Below are 1,349 nucleotides of genomic sequence, written 5' to 3' on the forward strand. Positions count from 1 at the left end.
AAGGCACCCTCGGTTTTATCAGCGCAGTGACCTACGACACGGTGATCGACCACCCGAACAAGGCCTCGGCGCTGATTGTGTTCCCGGATGTGGAAACCTGCTGCAATGCCGTGACGGTGCTCAAAACCCAACCCGTCTCCGCCGTTGAGTTGCTGGACCGGCGCAGCATGCGCTCGGTGCAGGACAAACCCGGCATGCCGGCTTTCGTACAGCAGCTATCGGAAAACGCCTGCGCGCTGCTGATCGAATCCCGTGCCGCATCACCTTCATTACTCCAGGAACAACTGGCGCTGATCATGGCGTCCCTGGCCGCCTTCCCGGTAGAAAAACAGGTCGACTTCACCCAGGACCCGCTGGAAAACGCCCGCCTGTGGGCCATCCGCAAAGACACGTTCCCGGCCGTCGGCGCCGTGCGTAAAACCGGCACCACGGTGATCATCGAAGACGTGACCTTCCCGGTCGAGCAACTGGCCATCGGCGTAAACCGCTTGATCGAGCTGTTCGACAAACATCACTACGACGAAGCAATCCTTTTCGGACACGCCCTGGAAGGCAATCTTCACTTTGTCTTCACTCAAGGCTTCAACAGCGCGGAAGAAGTCGCACGCTACCAGGCGTTCATGGACGACGTGGCGCAGTTGGTAGCCGTGGAGTTCGGCGGTTCGCTGAAAGCCGAACACGGCACCGGCCGTAATATGGCGCCCTTCGTCGAGTTGGAATGGGGCAGCGATGCCTACCAGTTGATGTGGCAGCTTAAACGTCTGCTCGACCCCAACGGCATCCTTAACCCCGACGTGGTGCTGAGCGAAGACCCGCAAATCCACCTTAAGCACCTTAAGCCGCTGCCTGCGGCCGACGAGCTTGTGGATAAGTGCATCGAGTGTGGTTTTTGTGAGCCAGTGTGCCCTTCCAAAGGCCTGACGCTCAGCCCGCGCCAGCGCATCGTGATCTGGCGCGATATCCAGGCAAAGAGACGCGCAGGCGTCGACACCACCGAACTGGAAGCGGCCTACCATTACCAAGGCATCGACACCTGCGCCGCCACCGGGTTGTGTGCGCAACGCTGCCCGGTCGGCATCAATACCGGCGACCTGGTGAAAAAGCTGCGTGCTCGCGACGCCGACCGTACGAAAACCGCCGACTGGCTGGCCGGCCATTTCGCCACGGCCATGCAAGGTGCGCGCTTTACCCTGCATGTCGCCAATGGCGCGCGCATGCTGCTGGGCGCGCCTCGCCTGGCGAAGCTCTCGGCAAAAATCACACAGCTGTCCAAGGGGCAGATCCCGCAGTGGAGCAATGCCATGCCACAGCCGGAAAAAGCCATCCGCTTCAGCCCGGCAGTTGAAGAC

Annotated in this window: 1 protein-coding gene; it reads left to right on the forward strand. The window is 60.9% G+C overall.

Annotation, left to right across the window (positions count from 1 at the left end):
• Positions 1-1,349, forward strand: a 1,349-nt coding sequence (locus FEM54_RS32615; protein ID WP_138454290.1) for an FAD-linked oxidase C-terminal domain-containing protein, incomplete at both ends; no start/stop codon positions are given.

Source organism: Pseudomonas edaphica (assembly GCF_005863185.1).
Classification (GTDB): Bacteria; Pseudomonadota; Gammaproteobacteria; order Pseudomonadales; family Pseudomonadaceae; genus Aquipseudomonas; species Aquipseudomonas edaphica.